Below are 26,972 nucleotides of genomic sequence, written 5' to 3'. Positions count from 1 at the left end.
AATGTCGCCGTGACGCTACCGTGCGGCGGGCCCGCGGCCAAGACCGTGAGTCCCTGATCACACACCTACGCTGCGGTAGTGCCGTTGCGGACTCTTCGGAAACGTCGAATGCCCGGCGAGCGGTCCGCGAGTCCTGCTAGAATCCCCGTCGTTGGCCTTCGGCACGTGTGCTCCGCGCATGCGCCCGGAGGCTTTTTTCATGCCTTCCCACCTGGCCACCGGCCACGACGCCCCGCCGTCCACCGGCTACCGGGCCCTCCTCCGCACCACGGAATTCAGCGGCCTCTACCTCAGCTTCACCCTCACCGCCGCCGCGGGCGCCCTGTCCGGCATCGCGCTCGGCACCCTGGTCGACCGGCAGACCGGCTCGCCGTTCCTGACCGCCGTGAGCATGTACGGGGCGACCTTCACGACGGTCCTGGGCGCCCTGACGCTGATGTCGGTCGCCGACGGGAAACGCCCCCGCCGCACCCTCCTCCTGCTCCAACTCGCCTCGCTCGCGGGCGTCTGCGCCCAGGCGGTGCCCGGGCTGCCGCTCGCGGCCCGGTTCGCCCTGCTGCTGGCCCTCGGCTTCTTCCAGTCCCTCGCAACCGGCGCGCGGCTCGGGCTGCTCGCCGAGGCTGTGCCGGCCGCCGGATACGCACGGGCCCGCTCGCTGCTGAACATGACCGCGGGCGCGACGGCGATACTCGGCTACGCCGGAGGCGCCGCACTGCTGCGATACGCCGGCCCCCAGGGGGTCTTCGCCGTCGCCGCCTGCCTCACCGCCCTCGGGGCGGTCGTGGTGGCGGCCACCGTCCGGGAACGCTCGGTCCGGTTCACCCGCCGTCCGGGCCTGCGGCAGACCTGGCGGACCAACGCCGACGTGTTCTCCCACCCCCGCAGGCGGGCCCTGCTGCTGGCCCTGTGGGTTCCCAACGGCCTGATCGTCGGCTGCGAGGCCCTCTTCATCTCCTACGACCCCGGCCGCGCCGGGACCCTCCTGGCCGCCGGGTCCGCCGGCATGCTCCTCGGCGACCTGGTCGTCGGCAGGCTGCTCACCGCAGGGCGGCGCCGCCGCCACGCCTTCGCCCTGCGGCTGCTGCTCGCCGCACCCTTCCTGCTCTTCGCCCTTCACCCGCCCACCCCTGTCCTGGTGATCTCGGTGTTCCTCGCCAGCGCCGGCTTCGCGGCCACCCTGCCCCTCCAGGAGCAACTCCTGGAACTGACCCCCGAGTCGATCCGCGGGCAGGTCCAGGGCGTCGAATCGGCGGGGCGGATGACCTGGCAGGGCCTGGGCGCCGTGATCGCCGGGGCGCTCGCCCAGTACGTGGGGGCCGGCGCGGCGATCGCCCTCGCCGCCGCTGCCTCGCTCGCCCTCACCGTCCTCACCCGGCCACCCCGCCGTACGCGCGCCCGCCGGCGGCTCTGAACGGCGGGCGCGGGGAGGCCGGGGCCGAGTCGCACCGCAGGTATTCGCGCATCTGTTCGGTTAAGGGGTTAGGCTGGGGCCATGCACGCGGTCCGGGCTCTGCAGGGCTCCCTCTTCGACCAGGGCGACGAGATCGGCCCCGGCCCTCTCGGCGGGCTGCGCCGGACCGAGCTCGGCGCCGGGGCCTGGGTCGACCACCTGCCCGGCTGGCTGAGCGGCGCGGACGCGCTCTTCGAGCGGCTGGCCGCCGACGTGTCCTGGCGCGCCGAGCGGCGCCAGATGTACGAGCGGGAGGTGGAGGTGCCCCGGCTGCTCGCCTTCTACGGCGAGGGCGAGGCCCTGCCGCACCCCTCGCTCGTCGCCGCCCGGGACGCGCTGAGCAGCCACTACGCCGCCGAGCTGGGCGAGCCGTTCACCACCGCCGGACTGTGCCTGTACCGCGACGGGCGGGACAGTGTCGCCTGGCACGGCGACCGGACCGGACGTTCCGCGACCGAGGACACCATGGTCGCCATCATCTCCGTGGGCGACCCGCGCGACCTGGCCTTCCGCCCCCGCCACGGCGGGGCGACCCTGCTGAGGCTGCCGCTGGGCCACGGAGACCTGGTGGTGATGGGCGGTTCCTGCCAGCGGACGAGGGAACACGCCGTGCCGAAGTCGGCGCGGGCCGTCGGGTCCCGCATCAGCGTCCAGTTCCGGCCGCGGGGCGTGCGCTGAGCCGCGGGGCATGGATCCGGGCGCACGCCGCACGGGCGCGGCCCACCGCTTCCGGCGGGAAGTCTGCGTGGAGCGGGCCGGTCCGGATCGGATCAGGCGCCGGTCCGGACGTCGACGCCCGACTCCTTCGACGGGCGCGCGGCCGCGGCCGCCGCGTGCAGTGAGCGCAGCGCCAGCATCAGGATCCCGATGTCGTCCAGGTAGACCGGGTCCGGAATCAGGTCCACGGGCGAGACGGTGTAGAGGAGAGCGGCCCAGAACAGGGCCTTGTCGTGCAGCGGGATGCCCGCGTCGACCAGGAGCCGGCGCGCCCTGAGCACGCGCACGAATAGCACGGCCGCGACCACGGCGAGCCCCGCCATGACGACCGAGCCCACGACGAGCCAGACCGTTCCGTCCATGGCGCCCATATACCCCGATTCCGTCCGGTGATACCCCCGGGGCCGCCGGCGGACCTCAGGTCCCCGGTTCGCGCAGTCGGCGCCCGACCTCGCCGAGTCCCTCGGCGAGCGCGTCGAGCTGCGTCGGGGTCAGGACGTCGACGAGGACCTCCCGGACGGTGGCCACGTGCCCGGGTGCGGCCTCCTCCAGTTTCGCGCTACCGGCATCGGTGAGCACGGCGAAGACCCCCCGTACGTCCGAGGGGCAGCTGCGGCGGCGGACCAGTCCGGCCTTCTCCATCTGGGTGACCTGGTAGGTCAGGCCGCTCTTGGAGTTGATCAGGCCGTTGGCGAGCTCCGTCATCCGCAGTTCCCGGCCCGGCGCCGCGGCGAGCCGCACGAGGATCTCGTACTGCGGGTGCGAAAGCCCCGCGTCGTCCTTCAGCTGCTGGTCGAGGCGCCGGTTCACCAGGGCCGAGGCGGCCAGGAAGCCGCTCCAGGCCCGCATCTCGCGCTCGTCCAGCCATCGCGGTTCAGCCATGGGTCCCACCCTACACGGGTTGTTCGAATTTGAATCACCGGCTAGGGTCCATGGCCAGCGGTTCGAATTTGAACAAATTTCTCCCTGCCTCCCCGGGCCGCACCACCGGAAGGACCCCCACGATGACCAGCCCCTCCGTCACCACGACGAAGCCGCAGGCCGCCGCCCCGGCCGCACGAACCCTGCCCGCCACCCCCGGCCAGGACGCCGGCCTGCTGCTCCTGCGTCTCGTGCTCGGCCTGACCATGGCCGCGCACGGGGCGCAGAAGCTCTTCGGCTGGTTCGGCGGTGGCGGCATCAGCGGCACCGGCCAGTTCTTCACCGCCAGCGGCTACCCCGCCGGCGACGCCATGGCCGTCCTCGCGGGCCTGACCGAGACCCTCGGCGGCCTCGGGCTCGCCGCCGGCCTGCTCACTCCGCTCGCCGGCGCCGCCGTCGTAGGCACCCTCGTCAACGCGATCGCCGTCCACGGCACCGGCTCCTTCTTCGCCCCCGCCGGAATCGAGTACGAACTCCTCCTGACCGCGGGCGCCGCGGCCCTCGCGCTCACCGGCCCCGGCCGCTACGCCGCGGACCGCTTCCTGCCCGTCCTGCGAGCCCACCGCCCGGCCCACGGAGCCCTGGCCCTCGCTCTCGGTGCCGTCCTCGCCGCCGTGATGCTGCTCGTGCGCAACTAGCGCGTCGCTCGGGGGTGTCCGGGGCTCGAACTGATTGGCCCCGGACGATCAGGGGAAGAGCGCACCAATGACACAACCCATCGAAGACTACGCACTCATCGGCGACCTCATGACCAGCGGACTGGTCGGCCGCGACGGGTCCATCGACTGGCTGTGCCTGCCACGCTTCGACTCGGCGGCCTGTTTCGCCAGGCTCCTCGGCGACGAGGAGAACGGCCACTGGCGCATCGCCCCCCTCGGCGCCGCCGACGACGAGCGCTGCACCCGCCGCGCCTACATCGACGGCTCCCTGGTCCTGGAGTCGTACTGGGAGACCGAGACCGGCACGGTCAAAGTCATCGACTTCATGCCGCAGCGCGACGTCGCCCCCGACGTCGTCCGTATCGTCGAGGGCATCAGCGGCACCGTCCGGATGCTCAGCACCCTGCGGCTGCGCTTCGACTACGGGCACGTCGTGCCCTGGGTCCGCCGCAGCGACGGAGACCGCGTCGCCGTCGCCGGACCCGACTCCGCCTGGTTCCACAGCGACCCCCCCGTCCGCACCTGGGGCGAGGCCAACAGCACCCGCTCCCAGTTCCCGGTCACCGCCGGCCGCCGCGTCGCCTTCGTCCTGACCTGGCACCCCTCGCACGAACCGCGCCCCGAACCCACCGACCCCTTCGCAGCCCTGGAGACCAGCCTCGCCGACTGGCGCGAGTGGACCTCCCAGTGCTGCTACGACGGCCCCTATCGGGAAGCGGTCACCCGCTCCCTGATCACCCTCAAAGCCCTCACCTACGCCCCGACCGGCGGAATCGCCGCCGCCGCCACCACCTCCCTGCCCGAGGAACTCGGCGGCGTCCGCAACTGGGACTACCGCTACTGCTGGCTGCGCGACTCCACCCTCACCCTCGGCTCGCTCCTCACCACCGGATTCCTCGACGAGGCCCGCGCGTGGCGCGAGTGGCTCCTGCGCGCGGTCGCCGGAGCCCCCGAAGACCTCCAGATCATGTACGGGATCGCGGGCGAGCGGCGCATCCCCGAGAGCGAACTGCCCTGGCTGCGCGGCTACGCCTCCTCCGCGCCGGTCCGCGTCGGCAACGCCGCCGTCGACCAGCTCCAGCTCGACGTGTACGGGGAGGTCATCGACTCCCTGCACCTGGCCAGGTCCGCCGGACTGCCCGCCGAATCCCACTCCTGGCGGATCCAGCTCGCCCTCCTCGACTTCCTGGAGCAGAACTGGCGCCGGCCCGACGAAGGCCTGTGGGAGGTCCGAGGCCCCCGCCGCCACTTCGTGCACTCCAAGGTGATGGCCTGGGTCGCCGCGGACCGGGCCGTCCGGACCCTGGAGGACGACCCCTCGCTGCCCGGCGAGCCGGACCGCTGGCGCGCCATGCGGGACGCGGTCCACCGCGACGTCTGCGACCACGGCTTCGACCCCGAGCGCGGCACCTTCACCCAGTACTACGGCTCCAGCGAACTCGACGCCGCGACCCTCCTCATCCCCAGGGTCGGATTCCTGCCGCCCGACGACCCTCGGGTCATCGGCACGGTCGACGCCGTGCGCGCCGAACTCGGCCGCAGCGGACTGGTCCGCCGCTACAGCACCACCGATTCCGTCGACGGACTGCCCGGCGACGAAGGCGCCTTCCTCGCCTGCTCCTTCTGGCTCGCCGACGCCCTGCACCTGACCGGCCGCGAGGACGAGGCCCGCGTCCTGTTCGAACGCCTCCTGACGGTCCGCAACGACGTGGGACTGCTCGCGGAGGAGTACGATCCCGTCTCCGGGCGTCAACTCGGCAACTTCCCGCAGGCGTTCAGCCACGTCGGCCTGGTCAACACCGCGCTCACCCTGGCCGGCATGGGCCACCGGACGACCGGGGCGGGCTGAGCTAGGAACGGCCCCGGTCGGGCTGCTCCGTCCCGCCAACGAGGGACGCCAGCAGCAGGGCGATGTCGTCCGGCCGGTCGACGGCGTTGCCGATGAGCCGGTCGGCGGTCTCCGTCAGCGGGACCGGCAGCGCCGACGCCAGCGCCAGCCGAAGCCGCTCCACCCCCTCGTCGATGTCCACACCGGGCCGCTCGACCAGCCCGTCCGTGTACAGCGCGAGCACCGCGCCCGGCTCCAGCCGCAGTTCCGTCACCGGGTACGAGGCCTCCGGGTCGACCCCCAGCACCACCCCGCCCGCCAGGTCCAGTACCTCGGTGCGGCCGTCGGGACGGCGCAGCAGCGGCTGCGGGTGCCCGGCCCGGACGGCCAGGGCCGAGCCGGACGCCGGGTCCAGCACCACGTAGCAGCAGCTCGCGAACTGCCCCGGATCGAGGTCGATGAGCAGCCGGTTGGTGCCGCGCATCACCTGCTCCGGCGTGCTGCCGGCCAGCGCGAAGGCCCGTACGGCGCTGCGAAGCTGGCCCATGGTCGCGGCGGCGGCCACACCGTGGCCCTGGACGTCGCCGATGACGAGGGCCAGCCGACGCGACCCGGTCTCGACGACGTCGTACCAGTCACCGCCGACGTCCATGCCCGCGGAGCCGGGCAGATACCGGCCCACCGTCCGCACGTGCTCGCGCACCGGAAGCCGGTGCGGCAGCAAGGCCGACTGCAGCCCGTGGGCGAGCGCCGCCTCGCTGTCGTAGCGCCGCGCCCGCGCCAGGGCCTGCGCGATCAGCCCGGCCAGCGCGGTCAGCACCGTACGCTCCTCCGGGCTGAAACCGCGCGGCGCGTCGAAGCCGAGGATGCACGAGCCGACCGGCCGGCCCGAGGCGATCAGCGGCAGGAACGCCCGGGCGCCGACGTCGGCGTCCAGCGGGATGCCCGGATAGGCCGCGGCCAGCCGCTGCATCGACTCGAAGAACAGCGGCCGGCCCGTGGTCAGCGTTTCCACGCCCGGCAGCCGGACATCGAGGGCGACGCCGTCGAACCGGTCCAGGAAGCCCTGCGGGAAACCGGTCTCCCAGGCCAGGTACAGATGCCGCTGGTCGAGGAGGTAGATCGCCAGCTGGCGGCCGCCGAACGCGGGCAGCAGCTCCTCGGTCACCACCGCCGACACCTGCCGGGCCGTGACCGCCTCCGTCAGGGCGATGGCCAGGGCCACCGGCCGGTACAGGGTGGACGCCTGGTCGGCGGGCGAACCCGGGCCCGTGGCGGGGTCGGCCGAGGCCGACGGCGCGAAGGCGGGCGGGTCGGCGGAGCCGATCGTCAGGGTCACGCCGTCGGCCGCCGGGTAGAGGCCCACCGCCAGCCACGCGCCCGGCGGATGTCGCCCGCGGCGGGCGGCGAAGTGCACCGGCTCCGACGACATGAAGACGGCCCGGAAGTGGTCGTCGTACGCGGGATGCCCGAGCCAGGGCACCGCCTCCCACAGCAGCCGCCCGTGCAGATGCGCGGAGCCGAGGCCCAGAAGGTGCTCCGCCGCCGTATTCACGAAGCCGATCCGGCCCTGCCGGTCGAGGGAGAGCACCGCCTGCGCGAGCCGGTCCACGGCACCGCGGGCGCCCGCGGCCCCCGTCTCCGGCGCCGGAGACGGCATGCACACCGGGTCCCCCTCCCACCCCACCGCTTCCCCCGCCGCCGACAGGGCGGACAGCTCGCGCGCCAGCTCGTCCGCGGCCTGCCGGAGCCGTTTGCGGTCCCCGGCCCCGACCGGGACCCCGGGGGTGGCCGGACGCAGCACCACCAGCACGCCGTAGCGCTCCGACCCCGACGAGACCGGCTCGTACAGCGAGGCGAACGGGAAGGGCAGCCCGGCGACGAACTGGGGGAAGCGGCTCATCGCCGACTCCGCGTCGGTCAGGTGCACGGCCTGCCCCGACCGGTAGGCCTCGGCCACCGGGTAGGGGCGGTTGACCTGCATCCGCCACCACGGCCGGAACAGCGGCAGCGGCAGCCCGGAGAACAGGGCGAGCAGCAGGAGTTCGTCGGAGCGCGAGCGCAGGTAGACCCCTCCCGCGTACCCGCCCACGGCCTCCACCGCGCCCGCGACGGCCCGCGCGAGCGCCTCGACCGTGGCGTCGGTGGCGGTGCCGACGCCGTCCGCTCTCGCCATCACACAGTCAGCATGCGCCATCGGCGACGCCATCGGCATCCCGGCGCCGAGGCCGCCACGACCCCCGCAGCCCCGCGCCACGGGGCCCCGCCACCACTGCGCCCGCCGTGCACGGCCCGGTCCCGCCGGCCGCCGGGACCGCCGCAGCGATGGGCCGACCGCTTCCCTCGTCCGGGGGACGTACGGGGGCGTACGGGTGTGCGGGCCGCCCGCCCGGGCGCACCGCGGGGCACGATACGCACGGGGCCCACCCCCGGCAGGCCCCCGGAAGGCAGAGCATGCGGTTCCAGTACGACACCATCGGCGAGCGCTACGCGGAGTCCGCGAGCACGGCGGCCTTCTCCGCGGCCGACACCTACACCCTGCACGGGGCCCTCGACGCGCTCGGCGGACTGCGCGGCCTCGACGCCCTCGACCTGGCGTGCGGATACGGCTACAACACCCGCCTGCTGGCCCGTGGCGGCGCCCGGCGGACCGTCGGCGTGGACGTCTCCGAGGAGATGATCAGGCTGGCCCGCGAGCACGAGGCGACGAAGGGCCGCCCCGACGTCGAGTACCTCGTCGCCGACGCCGCGGGCCTGCCCGACCTCGGCCCCTTCGACCTCGCCACCGCCGCGTACGTCTTCAGCTACGCACCCGACCGCCGCACCCTCCACGCGATGTTCCGGTCCGTCCGCGCCAACCTGCGCGCCGGCGGCCGACTGCTCGCCATCGTGCCCAACGCCGGGGCGTTCCCGAGAGTGGACTGGTCACCGTATGGCGTCCGCATCCTCGACCGGGTCCGGGACGGCGACGCACCGCTGCTGAAGGCCCACTTCCTGACCGAGCCGCCGGTGCCCTTCGAGTTCCGCGAATGGGCCCACTGCGACCTCGCCGAAGCGGCGGTGGAGGCGGGCTTCGTCACCGTCGGCTGGCAGCCCAACCGAACCCCGCCCGCCGACCGCGTACGCGACGAGGCCTACTGGACGGCGTACCGTGCCTGGCCCATCAGCTCGCTGATGACCTGTACGGCGTAACCGGCCCCGGGCGTCCTGCCGGGGGCCGGGCCCGCGCCGTCCGGCCTCCGGCGTCACCCGCTCGCCGCGGACCTGACCAGCTCGACGATCCGGTCGCGTGCCGCCCGCCCCTGGGCCAGCGCCAGCAGCGGGTACGCGTGCGGCATTCCCTCCGCCTCGTGGAACTCCACCTCGGCGCCCTCCGCGCGGGCCCGGCGCACCAGCTCCCGGCTGTCCGTCGAGAGCACGTCGCGGGTGCCGCTGAACACGGTCAGCGGAGCCAGCCCCGAGAACGTCCCGTACAGCGGGCTCACCAGGGGATCCTCGGCGTCCAGGGTCCCCGCGTACAGCCGCCCGGCCTCCAGCAGCCCCGCACGGGCCAGCAGCGGGTCGGCCTCCTCGATCGCCGGCTGGTCCGGATGGCTCATCGTCACGTCCAGCCAGGGCGAGACCAGCACGATCCGCGAAGGCTGCTCGCCGTCGCGGTCGCGCAGCCGCTGCGCCGCCGCCAGCGCCATCCCGGCCCCGGCCGAGTCGCCGATCAGCACCGTCCCCCCGTCGCCGCCGCCCGCGATCAGCCCGCTCAGCAGGTCGGTGGCGACCGGGACGGTCCGGTCCGCGGTCCCGCGCGGCGCCAGGATGTACGCGGGCACGACGACGCGCGCCCGGGCCCGCGTCACCAGGGTCCGCACCAGCTCCCAGTGCGGGCGCTCCAGTTCGCCCACGTAGCAGCCGCCGTGCAGGTACAGCACCTGCGCCGAAGGCTCGGCCCCCAACGGGGACACGTCGTACACCGGCCAGGCACCGACGAACGTACGAGAGATGTCAGCGACCCGGCCCAGCCGCCGCGGCGGCAGATGCGACGCGGGCCTGCGGGCGGCAGCCGCCACCCGGTCGCGCACCGCCTCGGCACTCGCGAACCGTCTTCGCCGCCCCACCGCCGCCAGCGCCACCGAAAGTGCCCTGCTGCGCAGACTCGGCACGCCCCTCACCTCCCCTTTTCCCTGCCCCGTCAAGGGAGGAGCATAGGCGTGAAGACACGCTCGTGAAGCTGCGCTGTCGGCCCGCTTAAGAAACTCTCGATGGACCGATCACCACGGAGATCGGCAGATTGGTGCCCGTCACCGACGCCGTTCGAGCCCCGCACGCTCGCGGCGCCCCCTTCCGCATGCCTGGAGCCACCCATGAAGGCACTCGTCAAGCACAAGGCCGAACCCGGCTTGTGGCTCATGGACGTCCCGGAGCCCGAGTACGGCCCCGGCGACGTGCTGATCAAGGTGCTGCGCACCGGCATCTGCGGAACCGACCTGCACATCCGCTCCTGGGACGGCTGGGCGCAGGGCGCGGTCAAGACCCCGCTCGTCCTCGGCCACGAGTTCGTCGGCGAGGTCGCGGCGGTCGGCGCGGACGTACAGGACATCGAGCTCGGCGCGCTCGTCAGCGGCGAGGGCCACTTGGTGTGCGGCAAGTGCCGCAACTGTCTCGCCGGCCGTCGCCACCTGTGCCGCAGCACGATCGGCCTCGGCGTGGGCCGCGACGGCGCCTTCGCCGAGTACGTGGTCCTGCCCGCGCAGAACGTGTGGGTGCACCGCACGGCCGTGGACCTGGACGTCGCCGCGATCTTCGACCCCTTCGGCAACGCCGTGCACACGGCGCTGTCCTTCCCGCTCGTCGGCGAGGACGTGCTGATCACCGGGGCAGGCCCGATCGGCATCATGGCGGCCGCCGTCGCCCGGCACGCCGGAGCCCGCAACGTCGTCATCACCGACGTCAGCCCCGAGCGGCTGGAGATCGCCCGCAAGGCGGGCGCCACGCTCGCCGTGAACGTCGCCGAGTCCTCGATCGCCGAGGCCCAGTCGCAGCTCGGCCTGCGCGAGGGCTTCGACATCGGCCTGGAGATGTCCGGACGTGCCGAAGCGATGCGCGACATGATCGACAACATGACCCACGGCGGCCGGATCGCCATGCTGGGCCTGCCCGCGACGGAGTTCCCCGTCGACTGGGCGAAGGTCGTCACCTCGATGATCACGATCAAGGGCATCTACGGCCGGGAGATGTTCGAGACCTGGTACGCGATGACGGTGCTCCTGGAGGGCGGGCTCGACCTCAGCCCCGTCATCACCGGCCGCTACTCCCACCGGGACTTCGAGGCAGCCTTCGACGAGGCGTCGACCGCCCGCAGCGGCAAGATCATCCTGGACTGGACGGCGTAGGGGCGTCCTGCCCCGACCGCCCTCTTCCCCCACGAACCCTCTCCCCCCGGCCGGGCCCCGCACACCCTCCCCCCTCCGCGGGGCCCGGCCCCCCCTCCGCGCCGCACAAGGAGAACGCAGCATGTTCGAGACCGTACGCGACGACCTCCGCACCACCCTCGACGAGATCCGCTCCGCCGGTCTGCACAAGCCCGAGCGCGTCATCGGCACCCCCCAGAGCGCGGCCGTCGCCGTCACCTCGGGCGGCGCCGGGGGCGCTGCCGGCGAGGTGCTCAACTTCTGCGCCAACAACTACCTGGGGCTTGCCGACCACCCCGAGGTCGTCGCCGCGGCGAAGGACGCACTGGACCGCTGGGGCTACGGCATGGCCTCCGTGCGCTTCATCTGCGGCACCCAGGAGGTCCACAAGGAGCTCGAGGCCCGCCTCTCGGCCTTCCTCGGCCAGGAGGACACGATCCTCTACTCCTCCTGCTTCGACGCCAACGGCGGCGTCTTCGAGACCCTCCTGGGCGCCGAGGACGCGGTGATCTCCGACGCCCTCAACCACGCCTCCATCATCGACGGCATCCGCCTCTCCAAGGCCCGCCGGTTCCGCTACGCCAACCGCGACATGGCCGAGCTCGAGGCCCGCCTGAAGGAGGCCGCCGAGGGCGGCGCCCGCCGCAAGCTGATCGTCACCGACGGCGTCTTCTCCATGGACGGCTACGTCGCCCCGCTCCAGGAGATCTGCGACCTCGCCGAGCGCTACGAAGCCATGGTGATGGTCGACGACTCCCACGCGGTCGGCTTCGTCGGCCCCGGCGGCCGCGGCACTCCCGAGCTGCACGGCGTCATGGACCGCGTCGACATCATCACCGGCACCCTGGGCAAGGCCCTCGGCGGCGCCTCCGGCGGCTACGTCGCCGCGCGCGCGGAGATCGTCGAGCTGCTGCGCCAGCGCTCGCGCCCGTACCTCTTCTCCAACTCCCTCGCCCCGGTCATCGCGGCGGCCTCCCTCAAGGTCCTCGACCTGCTGGAGTCGGCCGGCGACCTGCGCGAGCGCCTCGCCGCGAACACCGCGCTCTTCCGCGCCAGGATGACCGAGGCCGGCTTCGAGATCCTGCCGGGCGACCACGCCATCGCCCCCGTGATGATCGGCGACGCGGCGGAGGCCGGCCGTATGGCCGAGCTGCTCCTGGAACGGGGGGTCTACGTGATCGGCTTCTCCTACCCGGTGGTGCCGATGGGCGCGGCGCGCATCCGCGTCCAGCTGTCGGCGGCCCACTCCACGGCCGACGTCGAGCGCGCGGTGGCCGCCTTCGTCGACGCCCGTGCGGCGCTGGGGACCACCGGGGCCTGAGTGACCTCAGCATCCTGAGACAATGGTGGGGTGATCGACCCCCGCCGGCTGCGCATCCTGCGGGCCGTGGCGGACCACCGTACGGTGACCGCCGCGGCCGCAGCCCTGTACCTCACCCCCTCCGCCGTCTCCCAGCAGCTCGCGGCGCTGGAACAGGAAACGGGCCACGCGCTGCTCACCCGCAGCGGGCGGGGCGTCCGGCTGACCGCAGCGGGGGAGATCCTGCTCGGCCACGCCCACGAGGTGCTGGCGCAGCTGGAGCGGGCGGAGGCCGAACTCGCGGCCTACGCGGGCGGTGCGGCCGGCGAGGTCACCGTGGCCGCCTTCGCCACGGGCATCGCGGAGGTACTCGCCCCGGCGATCGCCCGGCTCGCCCTGGAGCGGCCGGGGATCAGGCTGCGGGTGCGCGACGCGGAGGGCGACCAGAGCCTGCCGCTGCTCCTGGACGGCGAGGCGGACCTGGCCCTCGCGGTGGAATACCGGGGCGCGCCGGGTGCCGACGACGGCCGGCTCTCCGTCCTCCCGCTGTACGCGGAGCCCTTCGACGCGGTCCTCCCCTCGGGACATCCGCTGGCCGACCTGCCGACGGTGTCGCTCGCGGACCTGTCCGACTCGGACTGGGTGGGCCAGTACCCCGGCAACCCGTGCCATGACGTGACCCTGCTCGCCTGCGAACTGGCCGGCTTCCAGCCGAGGTTCGCGCACTCTTCCGACGACTTCCGGGCGGTGACCGCGCTCGTCGGCGCCGGGGCCGGGGTGGCTCTCGTACCGCGCTCGGCACTGCGGGGCATGGACCTCAAGGAGGTCCAGGTCCGCCCGGTCAGCGGGCCGGCCGCCACCCGCCGGGTGTTCGCAGCCACCCGCCGCGGGGCCGAGACCCACCCGTTGATCGCCCCGGTCCTGGCAGCCCTGGTCCGCGAGTCGGAACGCCTGCCGGCCCACTGAGGGGGCGCAGGCTTCGGAGGCGGTTTACCCCCGGATCCCGCCCCCACCTCCCGCCCTACCTCCCGTCCCGCCCACGACCGCCGTTCACACCGTGACCACCTCGACGCCCTCCGCGGTGAAGGCCCGGGCCAGTGGTGGGGCGAGGCCGGTGTCCGTCACCAGGACGTCCACCGCCGAGGTCGGGCAGATGCGGGCAAAGGCGCGGACGCCCAGTTTGCTGGAGTCCGCAGCCACGACCACCCGGCGGGCGCGCTCGCACAGGAGGCGGTTGATCGAGGCCTCGTCCTCGTGCCGGGTGGCCGCACCGTCCCGTGGGTCGAAGCCGTCCACGCCGAGTACCGCGGTGTCCACCGAGAGCTGCCCGAGCACCTCTTCGGCGAGCGGCCCCGTCAGCTCGTACGACTGCGGGCGTGCGACGCCACCCGTCAGTACGATCTTGAACTGCGGCCGGATCACCAGTTCGCCCGCGATGTTGAGGGCGTTGGTCACCACGGTGAGCGCAGGCGAGCCCTGGGCCAGGTCCGGCCGTCCGGCCAGGGCGCGCGCCACCTCCGTGGTCGTGGTGCCGCCCGTCAGGCCGATCACCTCGCCCGGGGCGACCAGCGCCGCCACGGCCTCGCTGATCCGGCTCTTCTCGGCAGCGCGCCGTGACGTCCGGTAGCGCAGGGGGAGTTCGTAGCTGACCCCGTGCAGCACGGCCCCGCCACGGGTGCGGACCAGCAGTTGCTGCTCGGCGAGCTGGTCGAGGTCTCGGCGGATGGTCGCCGCGGACACCCCGAGGGCCTCGGCGGCCGGGTCCACCTCCAGCTCGCCCCGTTCCACCAACAGGTCCAGCAGCGCCTGCCAGCGCTCCTTGCGGGTCATCGGTCGCCCCCTTCCGCGCTCGTCCCGTGGCCCCCGACGGGCCACCTGGCGACACTAACCCAGTCGAACACCCCGTGTTTGCTTGAAGTTGCGCGAAACTGCCCGATATCTTGCAGGAAAACGCATTCAGACCCACCTTTCGCACGAGGGAGCCTGTATGAGTCACATCGCGCACGAGTTGGGCACGCAGCCGACGTGCTGGGCACGGGCCGCCGAACTGGCCCCGGCCCGGCGGGCGGTGCTGCCGCAGCCGGGGGAGCGTACCGCGATCATCGGATGCGGCACCTCGTACTACATGGCCCAGTCGGCCGCCGTGTTGCGCGAAGAGTCGGGCCAGGGGGAGACCGATGCCTTCCCCGCCTCGGAGTTCCCGCGTCACCGCCGCTACGACCGGGTCGTCGCGCTCACCCGCTCCGGCACCACCACCGAGGTGCTGGAGCTGCTGGCCGCACTGCGCGACACGGGCGTGCCCACGACCGCCGTCATCGGCGATCCCGCGACCCCGGTGATGACGCTCGCGGACGAGCTCGTCGTCCTCGACTTCGCCGACGAACGGTCCGTCGTGCAGACCCGGTTCGCGACCACCGCCCTCACGCTGCTGCGCGCCCACCTCGGGCTGCACCGTCCGCAGGCCGTCGCCGACGCCCGCACCGCCCTCGGCGAACCGCTTCCCGCGGAGCTCGACGACCGGGGGCAGTTCACCTTTCTCGGCCGCGGGTGGAGCGTCGGACTCGCACACGAGGCGGCCCTGAAGATGCGCGAGGCCGCGCTCGCCTGGGCCGAGTCGTACCCGGCGATGGAGTACCGGCACGGGCCGGTCAGCATCTCCGGGCCCGGCACCGCCACCTGGTCGCTCGACGAGGCACCCGAGGGCCTCGCCGAGCAGGTGCGCGGGACCGGCGGCCAGTGGGTGGCCGGGCGGCTGGACCCGCTCGCCGAGTTGGTCCGCGTGCACCGCCTCGCCCTCGCCGTGGCCCTCCGGCGCGGGCTGGATCCCGACGCGCCGCGCAACCTGACGCGCTCGGTGATCCTCGGCACCGGCGAGGAGGCGGTCCGATGACCCTCGTCTGCGCGGGCGAGCTCGTCCGGGACGCGGCCGGCGCGGGCCGTGCCGTCGCGGCCTTCAACATCATCACGCTGGAGCACGCCGAAGCGGTCGTCGCCGGCGCCGAAGCTGCCGGACTGCCAGTCATCCTGCAACTCAGCGAGAACGCGGTGAAGTTCCGCGACGGGCGGCTGCTGCCGATCTCCAAGGCCGCCATCGCCTGCGCGGAGGCCGCCGCGGTCCCGGTCGGCCTGCACCTCGACCACGTCAAGAGCCCCGAGCTGCTGCGGCAGGCCTGCGACGCGGGATACAGCTCGGTGATGTACGACGCGGCGCAGCTCCCGTACGCCGAGAACCTGGAGGCCACCCGCTCGGCGGCCGACTGGGCGCACGCCAACGGGCTCTGGATCGAGGCCGAACTGGGCGAGGTCGGCGGCAAGAACGGCGCCGCGCCGCTGGACCCGCACGCACCCGGTGCCCGTACCGATCCCGACGAGGCGCGGCGGTTCGTGGCCGACTCCGGGGTCGACGCACTGGCCGTCGCCATCGGCAGCAGCCATGCGATGACCAGCCGGACCGCGGCTCTCGACCACGCCCTGCTGGCCAGGCTGGCCAAGACGGTGGACGTACCGCTCGTCTTGCACGGCTCGTCCGGACTGCCGGACTCCGAGCTGGCGGCGGCCGTCGCAGGCGGCATCCGCAAGGTCAACATCGGCACCGCGCTGAACCTGGCCATGACCGAAGCCATCCGCACCCATCTGACCCCGGCGGATCCCCGGCCGTACCTGACGGCGGCCCGCGCGGCGATGGCGGCGACGGCCGCGGCTATGATCGGCGCCCTGAACTGAGGGGAACCGGAGGGCCGTCGTGGACGAACAGCGGGGTCGGCCGGGACGGCCGGCGCAGCGGGGACGCACCAGCCGCAGACGCTTCCTGCTGATCGGCGGAGTCGCGCTGCTGGCCGTGGGCGCGGGTACGGCCTACGTGATGCGGCCCGGGCCGGCCCGGCCCGGGTTCCAGGTGCGCACCGACCTGGAACCCCTGAACGCGCGCTTCGGCCCCTCCGTGGGGACGCTGGGCGATGCGCACTGGCTCGGCTACGACATCGACGAGGAGCCCGGTTCGGCCGAGAGCCGGACCGTCCCGGGCCCCGACTCGCGGATCCGCCTGGTCGGCGTCGCCCGCCTGGCGGCCGGCGGGGCGGCGGCGATCACGGGCAGGGCGGAGTACGCCTTCACGCCCGCGGCCACGCCGTCCGCGCTGCCCGCCGAGCTGGTCCCGTACGCGCCGGCCGGTGCGGCCTGGCAGCACAGCCCGCGGTTCGACGCATACGCCAACCGTGCGGAGGCGGAGGGGAGTCCGTCGGGGGAGTACCTCTTCGACGCGGGCCTGGACCTCGTCCGCTTCGATCTCCTGTACCTCCGCACCTGAGCGCCCGAACCCCGACGGGCGGACGGCTGGGGGTCAGAGCCCCAAGGCCCCGTCGATCCGCTCGCGCAGCAGGTCCGCGTGGCCGTTGTGCCGGGCGTACTCCTCGACCATGTGGATCAGGACCCAGCGCAGGGACACCCGGCCCCGCCACGCGTCGTCGGCCTCGACGTCGAGGTGGGGCGCCTCGGCGACGAAGCGTTCCGCGAAGTCCACTTCGCGGCGCCAGACCTCCCAGGCCTCCTCGACCGCGGCGGGGTCGTCGGCCAGGGCGCCGTCGAAGTCACCGTCCGGGTCGTCGGGTGAGGAGAAGCGGGGCGGGGCGTCCTGACCGGCCAGGACCTTCCGGAACCAGCGGCGCTCCACATCGGCCATGTGCCGGACCAGTCCCAGCAAGGACAGGGTGGACGGTTCCGCCGAACGCCGAGCCAACTCATCGTCCAGGCCGGCGCACTTCAACTCCAGGGTCGTCCGATGGTCCGCCAGGAAGGCCGCCGGCATGGGCCGTTCCTCGCCGGTCGCGGGGCTTGCGAAGCGGTGGTCGCGCTCGGGGTCGACGAAGAATTCCGCTCTGCTGCGTGGCGCCGTCATGGTCGAGCGTATGGCCGCCGGAGCCGGACGGCCGGTACGCGGGTCCTTCCGAATTCTTGCAACAGGTTCTAATCTGACCGCCGCCACACGCCATCAGGCCATCACGCCATCACGGCGAACCGGCTGGACCGCGAGATTCCCGGAGGGGCCGTGCACCTCGAATACACGCCTGAGCAGCAGCAGTTGCGCACAGAGCTGCGCGCCTACTTCGCCGAGCTGGTCCCCGAGGACGTCTACGCCCGCTACGAGGATCCGGCTGCCCAGAAGCGGTTCTACCGGGACACCATCCGCAGGCTCGGTGCCGACGGCTGGCTGGGTGTCGGCTGGCCGAAGGAGTACGGGGGCCGCGGGATGACCCCGATGGACCAGTTCATCTTCTTCGACGAGGCCGCCCAGGCCGTCGTACCGCTTCCCCTGATGGCTCTCAACACGGTCGGTCCCACCCTCATGCAGTTCGGCACGGACGAGCAGAAGGCCTACTTCCTCCCCGGGATCCTCGCCGGGGAGATCGACTTCGCCATCGGCTACAGCGAGCCCGATGCCGGCACCGACCTCGCAGCGCTCAGGTGCAAGGCCGTGCGCGAGGGCGACGAGGAGACCGGCACCTACGTCGTCAACGGGCAGAAGATCTGGACCACCAACGGCGACACCGCCGACTGGGTCTGGCTCGCCGTCCGCACCGATCCGGACGCCCCCGCGCACCAGGGCATCACCATGCTGCTCGTCCCGACCTCGGACCCCGGCTACTCCTGCACCCTCATCAACACCCTCGCGTCCCACGACACCACGGCCAGCTACTACGAGGACATCCGCGTCCCCGCCTCCCGCCGCGTCGGCCGGGAGAACAAGGGCTGGCGCCTGATCACCAACCAGCTCAACCACGAGCGCGTCACCCTGGCCGCACACGGCACCATGGCCATCAGGGCCCTGCACGACGTCCAGCGCTGGGCCGCGTCGGCGAAGCTCGCCGACGGCCGCCGGGTCATCGACCTGTCCTGGGTCCGCGGGCGGCTCGCCCGCACCCACGCCCGCCTCGACGCGATGAAGCTGCTCAACTGGCAGATGGTGAACGCGGTCGAGGCCGGCACCCTCACCCCGCAGGACGCCTCCGCGGTCAAGGTGTACGGCTCGGAGGCCCGCCGTGACGCGTACGCCTGGCTGATGGAGGTCGTCGGCGCCGCCGGCCCCCTCAAGGACGGTTCGGCCGGCGCCGTCCTCCACGGCGAGCTCGAACGCGGCTACCGCAGCGCGGTCATCTTCACCTTCGGCGGCGGCAACAACGAGATCCAGCGCGAGATCATCTCGTGGATCGGCCTGGGCATGCCCCGCGTCCGGCGCTGAAGCCCCGGCCAGGCGGAGACAGGGCCTCCGGGCCCGGCGGAACGGTACCTGCGGCCGGCGGTAGCGCGTCACGGTGGCCGTGGCCGTGGCCGTGGCCGTGGCCGTGGCCGTGGCCGTAGCCGTGGGCACGGGCATGGAGCGCGGGGCGGCGGCCGACCCGGGAGGCCGTGACCGTCCCCGACTCGACGCACGGTGGACCCGGCCCGGCCTCGACGCCGGGCTCAGTCCCTGCCGATGTGGACGCTGGTGGACTTCACACGGGCGACGGCCCGCACGCCGACGGCGAGTCCGAGCTCCTCGACCGCCTCGCGCGTCAGCAGGGAGACCACCCGGTGCGGACCCGCCTGGATCTCGACCTGGGCCGCAACCTCGCCGAGCGTCACCGCGGTGACGATACCGGGCAGCGCGTTGCGGACGGACGTCGCGACCTCTCCGCCGTCCTCGGCCGGCTCCCGGGCGAGCTCCGCGCAGAAGGCGGCCAGGTCCACGCCCTCGACCATGCGCCGGGCGCCGTCCCGCCGGGTCGGGAAGCGCCCCGCATCCGCCCAGCGCCGGGCGGTGTCGGTGCTGACACGGAGCAGTTGGGCGGCCTCGCCGATGGTGTAGAGATGCACCGTGCAACCCTATGCGCCGACCGCTCCGACGGCTGTTTCGGCGGGCGTCCGCCTCGGTACGCTGGATGCACCGGGCGCCTGCGACGGGGAGGTACGGGATGGGCGACACCGCTACCGGACCCGGGTTCCGCCCCGGGACGGGGTCCGGCGCCGACCCGGGGCTCTACGGCCCGGCGTCCGTCACCTGGCAGTGCCACGGTGACCCGATGATGTGGATCGCCGGGGTCCGCGCCCTCTACCTCCAGGCCCTCCACCCGCGCGCCGTCCGGGGCGTCATGGAGAACTCCGACTTCCGGAGCGACGCCTGGGGCCGGCTGCTGCGCACCGCCGACTTCGTCGGCACCGTCACCTACGGCACCACCGAGGCCGCCGAGCGTGCCGGGGGCCGGGTCCGTGCCATCCACCGCAGGCTGTCCGGCACTGACCCGGCCACCGGCCGTACCTTCCCCGTCGACGACCCCGAGCTGCTGCTGTGGATCCACTGCGCACAGATCGAGAGCTTCCTGCATGTCCTGCGCCGATCGGGTATTGCGCTCACTTCCGGCCAGGCCGACCGCTACGTCGACGAGAACCGCGTCAACGCACGGCTCGTCGGCCTCGACCCGGCCGACGTCCCCGCCGACACCGCCCAGCTCGCCGCCTACTTCGACCGGGTCCGCCCCGAGCTCGCCGCCGGTCCCGACGCCCGCGCCGTGGACGACTTCCTGCGCGGCCCGCCCGTCCATCCCCTCCTGGTACCTGGCCGAAATCTGCTGTGGCGTCCGCTCGCCGGACTCGCGTACGGCTCCCTTCCCCGCTGGGCGCACCAGCTGTACGGGCGGCCCGCTCCCTCCCCGCGTAGCGTCACCCGGCGCCTGCGCCTCACCGGGCGCGTGCTGCGCAGCATTCCCGCAGGTCTACGGTGGAAGCTGCCTCCAGGTCACATCTTGAAAGCGATGCGTCGCATGGGCCCCGGGAGCCGCCCCTCTCCGTACACACTGCGTACACCAGCGTCCATACTGGACCGGCCGGGGAGGGCGTAGCGCGACAACGGGGGCGACTTTAAGACATGGCGGAGTCCAGACTGATCCAGGGCCGGTACCGGTCGCTCGATCTGATCGGGCGCGGCGGCATGGGCGAGGTATGGCGAGCCCGGGACGAGTCGCTGGGCCGGCATGTCGCCGTGAAGTGCCTCAAGCCGATCGGCGCCGATCAGGACGCCCACTTCACACAGGTGCTGCGGGAGCGCTTCCGGCGCGAGGCCCGCGTGGCCGCGTCCCTCCAGCACCGCGGCGTCACGGTGGTTCACGACTTCGGCGACGACAGCGCCGCGGGGGGCCCGCTCTACCTCGTGATGGAACTGCTCGAAGGCCGCAACCTGAGCCAGCTCATGGAGGACAACGGGACCCGCCCGCTCCCCGTCGACGTGGTCGTCGACGTCGCCGAACAGATGGCCGCCGCCCTCGGGTACACCCACGACCAGGGTGTCGTCCACCGCGACCTGAAACCGGCCAACATCATGCGGCTCGTCGACGGCACCGTGAAGATCTGCGACTTCGGCATCGCGCGCCTCGCGCACGACATCGGCTTCACCGCCAAGCTCACCGGCGGCGGCATGGCCATGGGCACTCCGCACTACATGTCGCCCGAGCAGATCGCGGGCGGTGAGGTCGACCACCGCAGTGACCTCTACTCCCTCGGCTGCGTCCTGTACGAGATCGCCACCGGCGCACCGCCCTTCGACCTCGGCGACTCCTGGTCGGTGCTCATCGGCCACCGCGACACCGCGCCCGTACCGCTGCGCGAGCACCGCCCCGAGCTGCCCGCCTACTTCGAGCAGGTGGTCCTGGACCTGCTGGCCAAGTCTCCCGAGGAGCGCCCGCAGGACGCCCGCCACGTCCACCGCAGGCTCGTCGGGTCCCGGCTCGGCCCCGGCGGGCTTCCCGGCGTGCCCGCCCCGCTGCCGGCCTGGGCCCACGGCATGACCGCCGGCCGCAAGGCCGGCATCGAAGCCCGTCCGGCGAGTGGTGCATGGGCCGTGCTCACCGGCTCCTGGACGGCCGCGCGCCCCGGTGGCGAACATCCCGGGCCGCGCCCCGGCGGGGAGCGGCCCGCCACCATCGTGCGTCCGGCGCCCGCCGAGGACCCGCGCCTCACCGTGGCGTACGGGTTCCCGCGTCCGGCCGGGCCGCGCGAGACCGGCCCGGACGCCCTCACGGCCGGACACGCCCGCGCCCATGCCCTCAGTCGCGCGGGCCGCCCCGAGGAGGCGCTCTCGGTGTACGCGGCCGTGGCCGACGGGCGCGCCCGGGTGCTCGGGCCGGACCACCCCGACACCCTCGCCGCCCGGCAGGAGGCCGCGTACGAGATGGGCCGGCTCGGCCGCCACCAGGAGGCGCACGACACCTACCGCGCGGTGCTCGTCGCCCGTGAGCGAACCACGGGCCAACTGCACCCCGACACGCTGCGCTGCCGGCACAACCTGGCCTGCGCCCTGCGGGCCCTGGGCCGGTACGCGGAGGCCCACACCACGGCCGTCGCGGTCGCCGCGGACCGGGCGGCCGTCCTGGGCGCCGAGCACGCGGACACCCTGCTGACCCGCTACGAGGTGGCGTACGTGCTCGGCCGCCTGGACCGCTGGCAAGAGGCGCTGGCCGGCTTCCGCGAGGTCGCCGCCGCACGGGAACGGGTCCTCGGCCGCGACCATCCCGACACCCTGGCCGCGCGCTACGAAGTCGGCATCGCGCTGGGCCGCACCGGCAGCAGCGCCCAGGCGCTCGACCTCTTCAGTGCCCTGGTCCGCGACCGCACCCGGGCCTACGGGGCGACGGACCCGGAGACGCTGCGCGCCCGGCACGTCCTCGGTGTCAACCTGGGCCGCCTGGACCGCTGGGAGCAGGCGGTGGCCGAGGCACGCCAGGTGGCCGCCGTCCGCGCCCGGGTGCTCGGCGCCGAGCACGCGGACACCCTGGTCAGCCGCCGAGAACTGGCCGTCGGCCTGGGCCGGCTGGGCCGCTGGGACGAGGCCCTCCCGATCTACCGGGACCTGTCCGGCATCCGGGAGCGATCGCTCGGTGACGAGCACCCCGAGACGGTGCTGGCCCACGCCGACGAGGCCCACTGTCTGGAGCGGCTCGGCCAGGTGTGCTACCAAGAGCCATGACGAGCTTCGGGCGGGACGTGTACGACGACGTGATCGTGGGCGGCGGGCACAACGGCCTGGTGGCCGCCGGCTACCTGGCACGGGCGGGCCGCTCGGTGCTGGTACTGGAGCGGCTCGGCGCCACCGGCGGTGCGGCGATTTCCAGCAGACCGTTCGTCGGCGTCGACGCCCGCCTCTCGCGCTACTCCTACCTGGTCTCCCTGCTGCCCGACAAGATCGTTCGCGATCTGGAGCTGAGCTTCGCGGTACGCCGACGCACCGTCTCCTCGTACACACCGACCGAGCGCGACGGGCGGCCCGGCGGACTGCTCGTCGGCGGGGGCGAGGAGCGCACCCGGGCCTCCTTCGCCCGGCTGACCGGCTCCGACCGGGAGTACGAGAGCTGGCGGGCGTTCTACGCCACCACCGGCCGGGTGGCCCGGAAGGTGTTCCCGACCCTGACCGAGCCGCTGCCCACCCGGGCGGAGCTGCGGGCCCGGATCGACGACGAGGCCGCCTGGCGGATGCTGTTCGAGGAGCCGCTGGGACAGGCCGTGGAGCGCCACTTCGACGACGACCTGGTCCGCGGGGTGGTTCTGACCGACGGCCTCATCGGCACCTTCGCGGACGCGCACGACCCCTCGCTGGTCCAGAACCGGTGCTTCCTCTACCACGTCATCGGAGGCGGGACCGGTGACTGGGACGTGCCGGTCGGCGGCATGGGTGCCCTGACGGACGCGCTGGCGGCTGCCGCGACGAAGGCCGGCGCCGAGATCGCCACCGGGCACGAGGTGCTGCGGATCGACACGGACGGGGCCGGACCCGCCGAAGTGGTGTTCCGTACCGCGGCCGGCGAGGGCCGGGTCGTGGGCCGGACGGTGCTGGTGAACGCCTCGCCGCAGGCGTTGTCCGAACTCCTCGGTGAGGTACCGGCCGAGGACCCGGCGACGGCCCCGGAGGGTGCCCAGCTCAAGGTCAACATGCTGCTGCGACGGCTGCCCCGGCTACGGGACACCACCGTCGACCCGCGCGAGGCCTTCGGCGGGACCTTCCACATCGCCGAGGGGTACGAACAGCTCGCCCGGGCCCACGCCGAGGCTGCGGCCGGGGAACTGCCGTCCGTGCCGCCCTCGGAGATCTACTGCCACTCGCTGGCCGACCCGACGATCCTCGGTCCGGAACTGGTCGAGCAGGGCTACCAGACGCTCACCCTCTTCGGCCTGCACACGCCGGCCCGGCTGTTCGGGCACGACAACCAGCAGGCCCGCGAGGTGCTGCTGACCGCCACCCTCGCGCAGCTCGACGCGCACCTGGCCGAGCCGCTCATCGACTGCCTGGCCTTCGACGCGGACGGCCGCCCCTGCATCGAGGCGAAGACCCCGCTGGACCTGGAGCGGGATCTGCGGCTGCCCGGCGGGCACATCTTCCATCGCGACTTGTCCTGGCCCTACGCGGACGAGGGCGGCGGCCGGTGGGGCGTGCAGACGGCCCACCGCAACGTCCTGCTGTGCGGCGCGGGCGCGGTCCGTGGCGGCGGCGTGAGCGGGATCCCCGGCCACAACGCCGCGATGGCGGTGCTGGAGCGCGCGTAGCCCGGCCGGACCCGGCCGGGTCCGGCCGAGCCCGCGGAGCACGTGCCGGCCCGCCCGCGGACGGGGTGACACGGCGGGCCCGGACGGGTCCGCCGGCGCGGCTACTCGGCGGGCTCGATCACCACGATCGGGATCTCCCGGTCGGTCTTGGCCTGGTACTCGTCGTAGGCGGGCCAGTGCCCCACCATCAGCGGCCAGTACGCGGCGCGCTCCTCGGCGTTCGCCGTGCGCGCCGTGCCCCGCAGGATCTGCGGGCCGACCTGGATGCGGACCTCCGGGTCGCGCTCAGGTTGCGGAACCACAAGGGGTGCTCGTCGGCGCCGCCCTTGGAGGCGACGAGCAGGTAGCGGCCGTCGGCCTGTCCGTAGATGAGCGGCGTGCGCACCGCGTTGCCGGACACCCGGCCGACGGTGGTGAGCAGGAGGGTCTGGGTGCCGTTCCAGTAGTGGCCCTCGGCGCCGCCGGAGCCCACGTACTGCTGGACGTGTTCCAGCTGCCAGCTTCCGGCCCGCGGGTCGGTCGGGTGGTCCCAGTCGATTCCGGTCGTCACGGGGTGTCGCCTGCCTTCAGGTCGAACGGTCAACGAACCTCACCAACGAGCATCGGCGCCTGTGGGTGCGCCCTCCCGTCGGGCCGGAAGAGTGAACCCGTCGAAGAGGCCGTCCATTGCCCGGTGCGCCACCGCGGCCGGGGTGGCGCGGACAGCGAGGTCGCGCAGGGCCGCGGCGAGGGGGTGGGTGAGGGCGGCGATCCGGCCCGCGCGGCGGGCCCGGCGGCGGATGGCGTCGGTCCGGGCGCAGCGCGCGGCGCTGTAGGCGGCCAGGGCCGCCGGAACGCCGCCGGTCCCGGCCCCGTCCAACAGGTGGGCGAGGACGACCGCGTCCTCGATGGCCTGGCAACCGCCCTGACCCAGATTGGGGGTCATGGCATGGGCGGCGTCGCCGATCCAGGCCAGACGCCCGCGGTGGAAGCGGGGGAGCGGGGCCGCCAGATCATAGAGGTCGTGCTGGAGCACGGCCGCCGGGTCGATCCGCTCCAGCAGGGCCGGCACCGGGTCGTGCCAGCTGCCGAAGCGGCGCATCAGTTCGGCGCGGATGTCGGCGGGACGGTGGCCCTCGGGCGCGAGGGCGGTCGCGTAGACGTAAGTGCTCCCGTCGGCGAGCGGGACCACGCCGAAGCGTTCGCCGCGGCCCCAGGTCTCGGCGGTGGCCGCCCCGGCCGGGCTCGCGGCGGCCGGCAGGACGGTCCGCCAGGCGGTCTCCCCGCTATGGCGCAGGCCCGGGTGGTTCGGGAAGTACCGGCGGCGCAGCGGGCTGTGGATGCCGTCCGCGGCGACCACGAGGTCGGCGGAGCCGCCGAGGTCGCCGGCCGCGGTGCGGACCACCGGGAAGGTGTCGGCGCCGTCCACGGTGGTGACCTCCGCCCCGTAGCGGACCGTCCCCGCGGGCAGCGCGGCGGTCAGGGCGTGGGTGAGGGCCGAGCGGTGCACGGCGAGCGGCGGGCCGCCGTAGCGGGCGGCGAGGACCGCGGTGTCGGCGCGGGTCAGCCAGCGGCCGTCGGGGCGGCGCAGGCCCATCGCGGTCGGCAGGGCGCGCCCCACCGCGCCGGAGACGTCGAAGCCGATGGCGGCGAAGGCGCGCAGGGCGCCCGGGGCGAGGACGATTCCCGCGCCGACGGCGGCTGGCCCGGGTGCCCGCTCGCACACGGTCACCCGCCATCCGGTGCGGTGCAGTGCCAGAGCCGCGGTGAGTCCGCCGATCCCCGCCCCTGCGACGACCGCGTGATGCTGAACTGCAGACATGGCGGGCCCCTGCCTTCCTCCAGGCCTCTACATGTGTAGAGGGCGATGGCCTCACTCTACACATGTAGAGTGGCCGGGTGTCCCACGCTCCCGCTGCCGACCGCAGAACCCTGATCGCCGACACCGCCATCGGCCTCGTGGCCGCCGCCGGGCTCCGCGGGTTGACCCATCGCGCGGTCGACGGAGCCGCGGGGCTGCCCGCGGGCAGTACGTCGTATTACTTCCGTACGAGGACGGCCCTGATCGCGGCGTGCTATCAGCGGCTGGCCCAGCTGGACCTCGCGGACGTGGACGACGGCAGCCCCCTCGGCTCCGCGCCGCCGGCCCCCGGGTCCACCCTCCCGGAGCCGAACCGGGAAGCGGCCGCGGCCCTCCTGGCCGGCCTGCTGTACCGCTGGCTGACCGCAGGGCGCGAGCGCCAGCTGGCCCGCTTCGAACTCAGCCTGGAGGCCGCCCGCAACCCGGAGCTCCAGGAGGACCTCCGCCGGGCGGGGCAGGGGGCCCGGGGTCGGGCCGCGCGGATCGCCGCCGCCCTCGGGTCCGATCGTCCCGAAGAGACCGCCGAACTGCTCGTCGCCTGGACCGAAGGGCTCCTGTACGACCGGCTGGCAGGCGCTCGGGCCCGCTCTCGTCCCGCCCCGGACCTGGCCGAACTGACCGCCGTCGCACGCCGGATGCTCGCCGCGGCCCTCGCGGACCCGGCCTGAACGCGGAAGAGCCCCGCCGCACCGGGGGATGTGGCGGCGGGGCTCTTCCATCGGTACGCACCGGTGGGATCGAGGCGGGAGGGCCGGTGCGTTCCTCCTGGTGGAGTGTGCACACGCTACGCCCGGAGTGGCTGAAAGAACACCCCTTCGCACGGCTTGAATCATGCGCTTGGGGGCGTCAGGATTTTCTGTTCAGGCAACGTCCGGGGTGCGCTCCCGCGCCTGCGTGAACAGTGCGTGCAGCGGCGCCGTCGGCAGGAGGCGGACGAACGGTGCCAGGACCTCGCCGTGCCGCAGCGGTGCCGCCAGGTGGCTCGCCAGCTTCACGGGCTACGCCCGCTCCAGCGGCAGGTGCGGGGCCTTCAGCTCGGTCCACGCCCCGGGCAGGAACACCGTCCGGCCGGCCCGCGCCCGCCTCGCCTCCACCACCGCGCGTGCCAAGGAGTTCCGCCCGCGCCCGGGAGCGGCTGCCGGGCGACACCGCCGCCCGACTGCGCCGCGTACCGGTAAATGCGGACGAAGCGGCCGACCCACTGGTGCAGGCCGCCCTCCGGTACCCCCCGCCCGGCCTCCGTCGCGTCCGTCGCACCGCAGGCGACCAGCATCCGCAGCCACGCCCCGCCGT

At 73.8% G+C, this 26,972-nt stretch carries 26 protein-coding genes; 16 read left to right on the top strand and 10 right to left on the bottom strand.

Features of this window, described 5'->3' with window-relative positions; all coding sequences use genetic code 11:
* Positions 1–199 precede the first annotated feature (199 nt).
* Complete coding sequence (locus ACFW2G_RS01135; protein WP_384580121.1) at positions 200–1,411, top strand: MFS transporter; 1,212 nt, start codon at positions 200–202, stop codon at positions 1,409–1,411.
* A gap of 81 nt (positions 1,412–1,492) precedes the next feature.
* Positions 1,493–2,128 (top strand): alpha-ketoglutarate-dependent dioxygenase AlkB, encoded by a 636-nt coding sequence (locus tag ACFW2G_RS01130; RefSeq protein WP_384444827.1) that lies wholly within the window; start codon positions 1,493–1,495, stop codon positions 2,126–2,128.
* A 92-nt stretch (positions 2,129–2,220) separates the two neighbouring features.
* Here ACFW2G_RS01130 and ACFW2G_RS01125 read toward each other — a convergent pair whose 3' ends face one another.
* Both ACFW2G_RS01125 and ACFW2G_RS01120 read right to left on the bottom strand, forming a co-directional pair.
* The gene (locus ACFW2G_RS01125) at positions 2,221–2,529 is read right to left on the bottom strand and encodes a YkvA family protein (protein ID WP_384444825.1); all 309 of its coding nucleotides are present in this window, start codon (positions 2,527–2,529) and stop codon (positions 2,221–2,223) included.
* 55 nt (positions 2,530–2,584) lie between these two features.
* Complete coding sequence (locus ACFW2G_RS01120; RefSeq protein ID WP_384444823.1) at positions 2,585–3,049, bottom strand: MarR family winged helix-turn-helix transcriptional regulator; 465 nt, start codon at positions 3,047–3,049, stop codon at positions 2,585–2,587.
* Positions 3,050–3,171: 122 nt separating this feature from the next.
* Between ACFW2G_RS01120 and ACFW2G_RS01115 the strand changes: the two genes are divergently transcribed.
* Positions 3,172–3,726 carry a DoxX family protein gene (locus tag ACFW2G_RS01115; RefSeq protein WP_384444821.1) on the top strand — a complete coding sequence of 185 codons (555 nt, stop codon included), beginning with the start codon at positions 3,172–3,174 and terminating at the stop codon, positions 3,724–3,726.
* Between the two features lie 67 nt (positions 3,727–3,793).
* The gene (locus ACFW2G_RS01110) at positions 3,794–5,596 is read left to right on the top strand and encodes a glycoside hydrolase family 15 protein (protein ID WP_384580123.1); all 1,803 of its coding nucleotides are present in this window, start codon (positions 3,794–3,796) and stop codon (positions 5,594–5,596) included.
* Between the two features lies 1 nt (position 5,597).
* On the opposite strand, the gene ACFW2G_RS01105 is transcribed toward ACFW2G_RS01110, so the two are convergent.
* Positions 5,598–7,751, bottom strand: coding sequence for a SpoIIE family protein phosphatase (locus ACFW2G_RS01105; RefSeq protein ID WP_384580240.1), 2,154 nt, complete (start codon positions 7,749–7,751; stop codon positions 5,598–5,600).
* 278 nt (positions 7,752–8,029) lie between these two features.
* Here ACFW2G_RS01105 and ACFW2G_RS01100 point away from each other — a divergent pair, with 278 nt between their 5' ends.
* Entirely contained in the window at positions 8,030–8,767 is a 738-nt protein-coding gene (locus ACFW2G_RS01100; RefSeq protein ID WP_037921906.1) for a class I SAM-dependent methyltransferase, read from the top strand.
* Positions 8,768–8,820: 53 nt separating this feature from the next.
* Here the strand turns inward: ACFW2G_RS01100 and ACFW2G_RS01095 are convergent, their stop codons facing one another.
* Positions 8,821–9,729, bottom strand: a complete 909-nt coding sequence (locus ACFW2G_RS01095) for an alpha/beta hydrolase fold domain-containing protein (RefSeq protein ID WP_384444817.1) — start codon at positions 9,727–9,729, stop codon at positions 8,821–8,823.
* Between the two features lie 201 nt (positions 9,730–9,930).
* On the opposite strand from ACFW2G_RS01095, the gene tdh reads away from it, so the two are divergent.
* From tdh to ACFW2G_RS01080, 3 genes are all read left to right on the top strand, one after another.
* Positions 9,931–10,959 (top strand): L-threonine 3-dehydrogenase, encoded by a 1,029-nt coding sequence (tdh, locus tag ACFW2G_RS01090; RefSeq protein ID WP_037921911.1) that lies wholly within the window; start codon positions 9,931–9,933, stop codon positions 10,957–10,959.
* Positions 10,960–11,080: 121 nt separating this feature from the next.
* A complete protein-coding gene (locus ACFW2G_RS01085) occupies positions 11,081–12,298 on the top strand; it encodes a glycine C-acetyltransferase (RefSeq protein ID WP_037921914.1) in 1,218 nt (405 codons plus the stop codon).
* 30 nt (positions 12,299–12,328) lie between these two features.
* Positions 12,329–13,243: a LysR family transcriptional regulator gene (locus ACFW2G_RS01080; protein ID WP_037921917.1), complete on the top strand. Its 915-nt coding sequence runs from the start codon at positions 12,329–12,331 to the stop codon at positions 13,241–13,243.
* A gap of 84 nt (positions 13,244–13,327) precedes the next feature.
* Here ACFW2G_RS01080 and ACFW2G_RS01075 read toward each other — a convergent pair whose 3' ends face one another.
* A complete protein-coding gene (locus ACFW2G_RS01075; protein WP_037921921.1) occupies positions 13,328–14,107 on the bottom strand; it encodes a DeoR/GlpR family DNA-binding transcription regulator in 780 nt (259 codons plus the stop codon).
* 157 nt (positions 14,108–14,264) lie between these two features.
* On the opposite strand from ACFW2G_RS01075, the gene ACFW2G_RS01070 reads away from it, so the two are divergent.
* The 3 genes from ACFW2G_RS01070 to ACFW2G_RS01060 are packed head-to-tail and all read left to right on the top strand — an operon-like array spanning position 14,265 to position 16,583.
* A complete protein-coding gene (locus ACFW2G_RS01070) occupies positions 14,265–15,167 on the top strand; it encodes an SIS domain-containing protein (RefSeq protein ID WP_037921924.1) in 903 nt (300 codons plus the stop codon).
* Entirely contained in the window at positions 15,164–16,000 is an 837-nt protein-coding gene (locus ACFW2G_RS01065; protein ID WP_384580125.1) for a class II fructose-bisphosphate aldolase, read from the top strand. Before ACFW2G_RS01070 ends, ACFW2G_RS01065 begins: the two co-directional genes overlap by 4 nt.
* Before the next feature lie 19 nt (positions 16,001–16,019).
* Positions 16,020–16,583: a hypothetical protein gene (locus ACFW2G_RS01060; protein ID WP_384580127.1), complete on the top strand. Its 564-nt coding sequence runs from the start codon at positions 16,020–16,022 to the stop codon at positions 16,581–16,583.
* Positions 16,584–16,616: 33 nt separating this feature from the next.
* On the opposite strand, the gene ACFW2G_RS01055 is transcribed toward ACFW2G_RS01060, so the two are convergent.
* Complete coding sequence (locus ACFW2G_RS01055; protein ID WP_384580129.1) at positions 16,617–17,171, bottom strand: DinB family protein; 555 nt, start codon at positions 17,169–17,171, stop codon at positions 16,617–16,619.
* Between the two features lie 150 nt (positions 17,172–17,321).
* Between ACFW2G_RS01055 and ACFW2G_RS01050 the strand changes: the two genes are divergently transcribed.
* Positions 17,322–18,512 (top strand): acyl-CoA dehydrogenase family protein, encoded by a 1,191-nt coding sequence (locus ACFW2G_RS01050; RefSeq protein ID WP_037921932.1) that lies wholly within the window; start codon positions 17,322–17,324, stop codon positions 18,510–18,512.
* 221 nt (positions 18,513–18,733) lie between these two features.
* Here ACFW2G_RS01050 and ACFW2G_RS01045 read toward each other — a convergent pair whose 3' ends face one another.
* Entirely contained in the window at positions 18,734–19,126 is a 393-nt protein-coding gene (locus ACFW2G_RS01045; protein ID WP_384580131.1) for a molybdopterin-binding protein, read from the bottom strand.
* Between the two features lie 98 nt (positions 19,127–19,224).
* On the opposite strand from ACFW2G_RS01045, the gene ACFW2G_RS01040 reads away from it, so the two are divergent.
* From ACFW2G_RS01040 to ACFW2G_RS01030, 3 genes are read left to right on the top strand one after another with little or no spacing between them, the layout of a single operon-like run.
* A complete protein-coding gene (locus ACFW2G_RS01040; RefSeq protein WP_384580133.1) occupies positions 19,225–20,148 on the top strand; it encodes an oxygenase MpaB family protein in 924 nt (307 codons plus the stop codon).
* A 26-nt stretch (positions 20,149–20,174) separates the two neighbouring features.
* Positions 20,175–22,268, top strand: coding sequence for a tetratricopeptide repeat protein (locus tag ACFW2G_RS01035; protein ID WP_384580135.1), 2,094 nt, complete (start codon positions 20,175–20,177; stop codon positions 22,266–22,268).
* The gene (locus ACFW2G_RS01030; protein WP_384444763.1) at positions 22,265–23,839 is read left to right on the top strand and encodes a phytoene desaturase family protein; all 1,575 of its coding nucleotides are present in this window, start codon (positions 22,265–22,267) and stop codon (positions 23,837–23,839) included. Before ACFW2G_RS01035 ends, ACFW2G_RS01030 begins: the two co-directional genes overlap by 4 nt.
* 187 nt (positions 23,840–24,026) lie before the next feature.
* Here the strand turns inward: ACFW2G_RS01030 and ACFW2G_RS01025 are convergent, their stop codons facing one another.
* Together ACFW2G_RS01025 and ACFW2G_RS01020 are read right to left on the bottom strand one after the other, a co-directional pair.
* A complete protein-coding gene (locus ACFW2G_RS01025; protein WP_384680819.1) occupies positions 24,027–24,224 on the bottom strand; it encodes a nitroreductase/quinone reductase family protein in 198 nt (65 codons plus the stop codon).
* A gap of 204 nt (positions 24,225–24,428) precedes the next feature.
* A complete protein-coding gene (locus ACFW2G_RS01020) occupies positions 24,429–25,640 on the bottom strand; it encodes an FAD-dependent monooxygenase (protein ID WP_384444760.1) in 1,212 nt (403 codons plus the stop codon).
* A gap of 77 nt (positions 25,641–25,717) precedes the next feature.
* On the opposite strand from ACFW2G_RS01020, the gene ACFW2G_RS01015 reads away from it, so the two are divergent.
* Entirely contained in the window at positions 25,718–26,347 is a 630-nt protein-coding gene (locus tag ACFW2G_RS01015) for a TetR/AcrR family transcriptional regulator (protein WP_384444758.1), read from the top strand.
* 192 nt (positions 26,348–26,539) lie between these two features.
* Here the strand turns inward: ACFW2G_RS01015 and ACFW2G_RS01010 are convergent, their stop codons facing one another.
* Positions 26,540–26,674, bottom strand: a complete 135-nt coding sequence (locus ACFW2G_RS01010) for a hypothetical protein (protein WP_384580137.1) — start codon at positions 26,672–26,674, stop codon at positions 26,540–26,542.
* Positions 26,675–26,972 lie beyond the last annotated feature (298 nt).

Origin of the sequence: Streptomyces sp. NPDC058880, from assembly GCF_042742535.1 — a bacterium.
Classification (GTDB): Bacteria; Actinomycetota; Actinomycetes; order Streptomycetales; family Streptomycetaceae; genus Streptomyces.
The sequence above is the reverse complement of the archived record's forward strand: the minus strand, read 5'-3'. Positions and strand labels throughout refer to the sequence as shown.

Coding starts and splice junctions, on each gene's coding strand:
- ACFW2G_RS01055 (WP_384580129.1), bottom strand. CDS start 17,171: ATGACGGCGCCACGCAGCAGAGCGGAATTCTTCGTCGACCCCGAGCGC.
- ACFW2G_RS01020 (WP_384444760.1), bottom strand. CDS start 25,640: ATGTCTGCAGTTCAGCATCACGCGGTCGTCGCAGGGGCGGGGATCGGC.
- ACFW2G_RS01105 (WP_384580240.1), bottom strand. CDS start 7,751: ATGGCGAGAGCGGACGGCGTCGGCACCGCCACCGACGCCACGGTCGAG.
- ACFW2G_RS01100 (WP_037921906.1), top strand. CDS start 8,030: ATGCGGTTCCAGTACGACACCATCGGCGAGCGCTACGCGGAGTCCGCG.
- ACFW2G_RS01075 (WP_037921921.1), bottom strand. CDS start 14,107: ATGACCCGCAAGGAGCGCTGGCAGGCGCTGCTGGACCTGTTGGTGGAA.
- ACFW2G_RS01120 (WP_384444823.1), bottom strand. CDS start 3,049: ATGGCTGAACCGCGATGGCTGGACGAGCGCGAGATGCGGGCCTGGAGC.
- ACFW2G_RS01040 (WP_384580133.1), top strand. CDS start 19,225: ATGGGCGACACCGCTACCGGACCCGGGTTCCGCCCCGGGACGGGGTCC.
- ACFW2G_RS01110 (WP_384580123.1), top strand. CDS start 3,794: ATGACACAACCCATCGAAGACTACGCACTCATCGGCGACCTCATGACC.
- ACFW2G_RS01085 (WP_037921914.1), top strand. CDS start 11,081: ATGTTCGAGACCGTACGCGACGACCTCCGCACCACCCTCGACGAGATC.
- ACFW2G_RS01125 (WP_384444825.1), bottom strand. CDS start 2,529: ATGGACGGAACGGTCTGGCTCGTCGTGGGCTCGGTCGTCATGGCGGGG.
- ACFW2G_RS01070 (WP_037921924.1), top strand. CDS start 14,265: ATGAGTCACATCGCGCACGAGTTGGGCACGCAGCCGACGTGCTGGGCA.
- tdh (WP_037921911.1), top strand. CDS start 9,931: ATGAAGGCACTCGTCAAGCACAAGGCCGAACCCGGCTTGTGGCTCATG.
- ACFW2G_RS01030 (WP_384444763.1), top strand. CDS start 22,265: ATGACGAGCTTCGGGCGGGACGTGTACGACGACGTGATCGTGGGCGGC.
- ACFW2G_RS01115 (WP_384444821.1), top strand. CDS start 3,172: ATGACCAGCCCCTCCGTCACCACGACGAAGCCGCAGGCCGCCGCCCCG.
- ACFW2G_RS01130 (WP_384444827.1), top strand. CDS start 1,493: ATGCACGCGGTCCGGGCTCTGCAGGGCTCCCTCTTCGACCAGGGCGAC.
- ACFW2G_RS01135 (WP_384580121.1), top strand. CDS start 200: ATGCCTTCCCACCTGGCCACCGGCCACGACGCCCCGCCGTCCACCGGC.
- ACFW2G_RS01035 (WP_384580135.1), top strand. CDS start 20,175: ATGGCGGAGTCCAGACTGATCCAGGGCCGGTACCGGTCGCTCGATCTG.
- ACFW2G_RS01065 (WP_384580125.1), top strand. CDS start 15,164: ATGACCCTCGTCTGCGCGGGCGAGCTCGTCCGGGACGCGGCCGGCGCG.